The sequence below is a fragment of the Falsiroseomonas sp. RANM36 genome (assembly GCF_056682175.1).
The window spans coordinates 452,732-458,972 of the sequence record NZ_JBWXTD010000005.1 but is presented as its reverse complement, the minus strand read 5'-3'; the positions used below and the strand labels follow the sequence as shown (position 1 = coordinate 458,972).

Below are 6,241 nucleotides of genomic sequence, written 5' to 3'. Positions count from 1 at the left end.
GGGCTTCCGTGTGGATTCTGCCGGCCCTCGGCCCGGCCGGCGGCGGGGGGCGCGCCGCGCCCGGGCGGGCTGGCCCGGGCGCAGGCGCGCACCGGCCTGCTGCTTGTGCTGCCGGCGATGGCGGTGTTCTGCGCGGTGATCCTGTTTCCCTTCGTCGATTCGCTGCGCCGCGCCTTCTACGAAGACACGCTGATGACGACCGAGCCGGTCTTCATCGGCTTTGGCAATTTCGTGCAATTGTGGGAGGACGGGACGATCCTCGGCACCTGGATCGTCACCGTCGTCTTCGTGGTGCTGGCGACGGCCGCGACCTTCGCGCTCGGCCTCGCCTGGGCGCTGGTGCTGAACGAGCGTTTTCGGGGCCGCACGCTGGTGCGCGCGCTGTCGCTGCTGCCCTGGGTGCTGCCCTCCACCGTCGTCGCCTTCCTCTGGGCCTGGCTGCTGAACGGGCAATACGGGCTGCTCAACGCGGTGCTGCTGACCTTCGGCGTGCTGGACGAGCCCATCGCCTGGCTCGCCACCTCCACCGGCGCGATGGCGGGCGTGGTGGCGGCGAAGACCTGGCTCTCCATCCCGCTCTTCTCCGCCTTCCTGCTGGCCGGGCTGCAATCCCTGCCGCGCGAGCAGGTGGAGGCGGCGCGGATCGACGGCGCGGGCAACTGGCATGTCTTCCGCCATGTCGCATGGCCGCATCTGCGCTCGACCATCGCGGTGCTGCTGGTGCTCGGCGCGCTCGGCAATTTGCAGCAGTTCGACGTGATCTACGCCATGACCGGCGGCGGCCCGGTGCGCGCGACCACGGTGATGTCGGTCGAGGTGCAGCGCCAGGCCTTCCAGGCGTGGAACCTCGGCCTTGCGGCGGCGGTCGGCGTGGTGTGGTTCCTCACCATCGTCGGGCCGGCCTTCCTACGGCTGCGCGGCGTGATGCGGGAAGCATGAGGCGATGATCGACTTCGCCTCCCGCTCCGCGCGCTGGGTCTTCGCAGGCACTTTCGTCGTGCTGGCGGCCTTCCTCGGCTTCCCGGTCTTCTGGATGGTCTCCACCGCCTTCAAGCCGACCGCCGAGATTTTTGTTCGTTTTCCGACCCTGCTGCCGGCCGCGCCGACGCTCGACAACTTTCGGGGCGTGCTGGGGCAAGGCGACCTGCCGCTGTGGCTCACCAACTCGCTGCTGACCGCGGGCGGGGCGGCGCTGCTGACCACGGTGCTGGCGACGCTCGCCGCGCATTCCTTCGCGCGCTTCCGCTATCGCGGGCGCAAGCCGCTGATGGCGCTGATGATCTCGGCGCAGATGTTCCCCTTTGCGGTGCTGCTGATCTCGCTCTATCCGCTGCTGCAGGCCGCGGGGCTGCTGGATACGCGGCTTGGGCTCACCATCGCCTACATCGTCTTCGCGCTGCCGACCGGCACCTACATGCTCTTCTCCTACTTCGTGCGCCTGCCGGAGGATCTGATGGAAGCCGCGCGCATCGACGGCGCGTCGGAGCTCGGCATCCTGCTGCGCGTGGTGCTGCCGGTCTCCGTGCCGGGCCTCGTCACCGTCGGCCTCTATTCCTTCATGTGGGCCTGGAACGACCTGCTCTACGCGATGACGCTCGTCACCTCGCCGGAACTGCGCACGGTCGGACCGGGGCTGCTGATGTCGCAGCTCGGCGAGATGCGGCAGGACTGGGGGGCGGCCATGGCGGCCTCGCTGGTCGCCTCGCTGCCGGTGGTGATCGCCTTCGCGCTGGTGCAGCGCTGGTTCGTGCAGGGGCTGACGGCGGGGGCGGTGAAGGGATGAGGCTGGAAGGCAAGCTCTGCGTCGTCACGGGCGCAGCCGCGGGCATCGGCCGCGCCATCGCGCTGCGTTTTTCGCAAGTCGGCGCGCGGCTGGTCCTTGCCGACCGCGACGCCGAGGGCCTGGCGCGCATCGCCGCGGAGACTGGCGCGCAAGAAGTCTTCGCCGATGTCGCCGACGAGGACGCGCCCGCGCGCATCCTGGCGCCCGCGGTCGCGCAGGGCGGGCCGGACGTGCTGGTGAACAACGCCGGCGTCACCACGGTGCGCCCGCTGCTGGACACCTCCGACGAGGATTGGGACGCGACGCTGGCCATCTGCCTGCGCAGCGCCTTCCGCCTCTCGCGCGAGGCGGTGCGCGCGATGCGTGCGCGCGGGGGCGGCGCCATCGTCAACATGGCCTCGGTCAACGCCATGCAGGGCCAGCCCTGCGTCGCCGCCTATGCCGCGGCGAAGGGCGGCATCCATGCGATGACGCGGCAGCTGGCGGTGGAATGCGGGCCGCTCGGCATCCGCGTGAACGCGCTCTCGCCCGGGCTGATCGTGACGGAGGCCTTCGCGGCGAAGCTGCAGCCGGAGGATGTACGACTGACCGAGGAAGCCTATCCGCTCGGCCGTCTCGGCCGGCCGGAGGATGTCGCCGAAGCGGCGCTGTTCCTCGCCTCCGATGCCGCCGGCTTCATCACCGGTGTGGACCTGCCGGTGGATGGCGGCCTCACCGCGCAGATGGCCGCCGCCGTGGTCAGCCCGCGCATCCGCGCCTGGACCGGGCGCCCACCCCTGGGATTCGCATGAGCAGCACCGACCCGCTCCGCATCATCTCGGCAAAGCACTGGATGCTGCGCATGCCGTTCCATTCCGACATGGAATGGGCCTCCGGCCGCCGCAGCGGCGCGACGCGCCTGGTGGTGCAGCTGGAGACCGCGAACGGCACGGTCGGCTGGGGCGAGACGATCTGCCTGCTGGATGCGATCCCCGCCGTTCTCGAACGCATCGTGCTGCCGATCGCGCTGACCAAGACCGTGGACCAGGCGGAATCGCTGCATCGCCACGTGCTCGGCGCCGGCTACTACCACCACAAGCGCGCCGCGGTGATGGCGATCTGCGCCGTCGAGATGGCGATGTGGGACGCCTTCGGCCGTGCCTGCGGCCAGCCGCTGCACCGCCTCTGGGGCGGGCTCTGGCGCGACCGCGCGGAGATGGCGGCCTACATCCTGGAAGGCGAGCCGATGGCGGCGGCGGAAGCGGCGCGCGCCTATCTCGCGCGCGGCCATCGCAGCTTCAAGGTGAAGGTCGGCATGTCGGAAGCGACCGACATCGCGCTGGTGCGCGCCGTGCGGGAGGTGATCGGCCCCGACCTGATGCTGCGCGCCGACGTTAACGGCGCCTGGACCCCCGGCACCGCGAAACGCATGCTGGAGAAGCTGCGCCCCTTCGACCTGCAATACATCGAGCAGCCGCTCGAGCTCGACGACATCGCCGGCCATGCGCTGCTGCGCCAGTCGCAGCCGGTGCCGATCGCGCTGGACGAAAGCGCCTACACGCTGTCGGACATCGCCAACATCGTCCGCGCGGAAGCGGCCGACGTGGTGCTGCTCGACCCGCATGAGGCTGGCGGGCTCTGGCCGGTGATCAAGCAGGCCGCGATCTGCGAAGGCGTGGGCATTCCGGTCACGCTGCATTCCGGCGCGGAGCTCGGCCTGTCGCAGGCGGCCTATCTGCATCTCGCCGCCGCCATCCCGAACATGACGATCGCGCTCGACACCGAGCATGCGCATCTCGCCGGCGACATCGTGCGCGAGAGCTTCGACCTGCAGGAGGGCTGCTTCGCCGTGCCGACCGGACCCGGCCTCGGCGTGACGGTGGATGAGGCGGCGGTGGAGCGCCACGCCGTCACCCGCATCGAGGGCGCCTATCTCGACGACCGCCGGCCGGGCTGGTTCCCGGTCAAGCCCGCCTACTGACAGCAAGGGAGGAAACACCATGACCGCACGCATCACCCGCCGCGCCTTCACCGCGGCCGCGCTCACCCTGCCCGCCGCGGCGCGGGCGCAGTCCTGGCGGCCGGATCGCCCGGTGCGCGTCATCGTGCCCTATACCGCGGGCGGCGCATCCGACATCACCGCGCGGCTGATCGCGGAGCGGCTGCGCGGCCCCTTCGGCCAGTCCGGCGTGGTGGAGAACCGCGCCGGCGCCTCCGGCATCATCGGCACCGAGGCGGTGGCCAAGGCGCCGGCCGATGGCACGACCATCGCGCTCGTCGCCTCCTCGCATGTGGTGAACAAGGCGCTGTTCCCGAACCTGCCCTTCGATCCCATCGCCGATTTCGCGCCGATCACGCTGACGGCGCATGTGCAGCTCGTGCTCGTCGTGCCCGCCACGAACCCCGCGCGCAACGTGCAGGAGCTGATGGCCTGGGCGCGCGCGCAGAACGGCCGCGCGGCCTTCGCCTCCTCCGGCAACGGATCGAACCCGCACATCTTCGCCGCCGACCTGCTGAAGCGCGCGGGCGTCGAGATGGAGCACGTGCCCTATCGCGGCTCGACCGCCGCGCATGCCGACCTGCTGGCCGGCCGCACGCAGATGATGTTCGACGCCTATGCCTCCGCCGCGCCGCATGTGCAGGCCGGCACGCTGCGACTGCTCGCGCTCGCCGGCCCGACGCGCTCGCGCCTGCTGCCCGACCTGCCGACCGTGGCCGAGCAGGGTTTCCCGGGCTATGGCGCGACATCCTGGGGCTGCCTGCTCGCGCCCGCCGGCACGCCGCCCGCCGCCATCGCCGCGCTGAACGCCGCCGCGCGCGACATCCTGACCAGCGCCGAGGTGCGCGAGAAGCTGGCCGTGCTGGGCGCCGAGCCCTCCCCCGGCACGCCGGAGGAGCTTGTGGCCTTCATGCGCAGCGAGCAGGCGCGCTACATCGCGCTGGTGCAGGAGCTCGGGATCAAGGCGGGCTGAGCGCCCGCGCCGCGCCCAGCGGCGCGAAGCCAAGCGGAGCGCCGGCGTGTGAGGGCGGATCGGTCACGATCCGCGCGATCCGGCATCAATCCTCCAGCACCAGCCGCGCCTCGACGCGATCGGGCGCGGCGCGCTGGCTGAACACCAGCGCCTCGCGCGTGGCGAGCCAGACGGCGAAGGCGTCGCGCGCGGTCTCGTCGCCGAGCAGGTCCTCGGCCTCGGGGCGCGCCGAGGGTTCGGGCAGCGGCCGCCCCTCCCAGCCCAGCAGCAGCTCCACCCGGTCCTCGCCGCGCCGGGCGCCGAGCGTCGCCTCGGCCACGCCGCGCGCGGCCAGCACCTCGATGAGCTCGACCAGGGCGCGCTCCATCTGCCGTTCCGCCTGCGGCCGCAGGCCCCAGGCCCGCGCGGTGGCCGCCGCCCATTCGCTGGCCTCGCGCCCCGCCGATTCGGAAGCCGGCGCCAGCCGAAGCTCGGCACGCTGCGTCACCAGCGGCATCGTCGCGAGGTTCGCGAGGAAGGCGATCATCGCGCCGAGCGCCAGCGGCGAGGCGAGCGCGGGGACATGCGCCGCGAAGGCCGCCGGCGCCACCGCCGCCGTGACGCCCGCCCCCATGCCGAGCGCGACCACCATCGCGCGCCGCGTGTCCAGCAGCCGCACCGTGGCGAGCTGCGCGCCCTGCACGATGATGAAGCCGGAGACGTAGATCAGCGTCGCCGCCTTCACCGCCGCCGGCGCCATCACGAACAGCGCCACGATCTTCGGGCAGAAGGCGACGAGCAGCAGGATCGCCGTGCCGATCCAGACGATCCGGCGCGCGAGCGTGCCGGTCGCGACCGAAAGACCGGCCGCGGCCGTGGCGGGCCCGGGTGCCGCGGCGCCGATCGCGCCGGCTGCGATGACGGCCAGGCCGTTTGCCAGCAGGCCGCGCTGCACGGCCGGCGGGTCGGGCCGCGTCCAGCCCGCATCCGCCGCGCGCTGGATCATCAGGAAACCGCCCGCCGCGGAGGCTTTCGCGGCGACCAGCGCCAGCAGGAAGGCGGCGAGCGGCGCCGGCCGCATGTCGCCGAAATCCGGCAGCCAGGGCTGCGGCAGCGCGATCCAGGGGCTTGCCGCGATCACCGCCACGGCGTTGTCCGGCACCTCGCCGAGCGCGATCGCGAGCGCGACGCCGAAGGCCGCGCCCACCAGCACCGCGAGCCGCGCCAGCTTCGTGCCGCTCAGCGCCACCAGCACCATCGCCGCGATGCTCGCCAGCAGCACGACCACCGCGAGCGGCCCGGGCTCCGTGCGGCCCGACTGCAGGCCCAGGATCTGCGTCCCCAACAGGATCAGCGACACGCCGATCAGCATGACGACGACGCCGGCCACCTCGTTCGGGATGAGCACGCGGAGCCGGCGCATCGCGAAGCTCAGCAGCGCGGCGGCGCGGCCCGCCCGCCGCCCCCACCCCGCCCCCCCCCCCCCCCCCCCCCCCCCCGCCCCCCCCCCCCCCCCAACCCCCCCCCC

Annotated in this window: 6 protein-coding genes; 5 read left to right on the top strand and 1 reads right to left on the bottom strand. The window is 72.7% G+C overall.

The features are described from left to right. The 5 genes from AC1MIR_RS20230 to AC1MIR_RS20210 all read left to right on the top strand — a co-directional run. Positions 1-939 (top strand): carbohydrate ABC transporter permease (locus AC1MIR_RS20230; protein WP_480029985.1); only part of this gene is annotated, 939 nt, incomplete at its 5' end. 4 nt (positions 940-943) lie between these two features. Continuing rightward, positions 944-1,783, top strand: coding sequence for a carbohydrate ABC transporter permease (locus AC1MIR_RS20225; RefSeq protein WP_480029984.1), 840 nt, complete (start codon positions 944-946; stop codon positions 1,781-1,783). After that, entirely contained in the window at positions 1,780-2,574 is a 795-nt protein-coding gene (locus AC1MIR_RS20220) for an SDR family NAD(P)-dependent oxidoreductase (RefSeq protein ID WP_480029983.1), read from the top strand. The genes AC1MIR_RS20225 and AC1MIR_RS20220 overlap by 4 nt, the downstream gene beginning before the upstream one ends. Beyond that, positions 2,571-3,743, top strand: a complete 1,173-nt coding sequence (locus AC1MIR_RS20215) for a mandelate racemase/muconate lactonizing enzyme family protein (protein ID WP_480029982.1) — start codon at positions 2,571-2,573, stop codon at positions 3,741-3,743. Before AC1MIR_RS20220 ends, AC1MIR_RS20215 begins: the two co-directional genes overlap by 4 nt. 19 nt (positions 3,744-3,762) lie before the next feature. Then, positions 3,763-4,734, top strand: a complete 972-nt coding sequence (locus AC1MIR_RS20210; RefSeq protein WP_480029981.1) for a tripartite tricarboxylate transporter substrate binding protein — start codon at positions 3,763-3,765, stop codon at positions 4,732-4,734. A gap of 85 nt (positions 4,735-4,819) precedes the next feature. On the opposite strand, the gene AC1MIR_RS20205 is transcribed toward AC1MIR_RS20210, so the two are convergent. After that, the coding region (locus AC1MIR_RS20205; RefSeq protein ID WP_480029980.1) for a solute carrier family 23 protein at positions 4,820-6,241 on the bottom strand (1,422 nt) is incomplete at its 5' end.

Bases quoted from the DNA above. Each gene is read 5' to 3' on its own strand.
- AC1MIR_RS20225 (WP_480029984.1), top strand. From the start codon at position 944: ATGATCGACTTCGCCTCCCGCTCCGCGCGCTGGGTCTTCGCAGGCACT.
- AC1MIR_RS20210 (WP_480029981.1), top strand. From the start codon at position 3,763: ATGACCGCACGCATCACCCGCCGCGCCTTCACCGCGGCCGCGCTCACC.
- AC1MIR_RS20215 (WP_480029982.1), top strand. From the start codon at position 2,571: ATGAGCAGCACCGACCCGCTCCGCATCATCTCGGCAAAGCACTGGATG.
- AC1MIR_RS20220 (WP_480029983.1), top strand. From the start codon at position 1,780: ATGAGGCTGGAAGGCAAGCTCTGCGTCGTCACGGGCGCAGCCGCGGGC.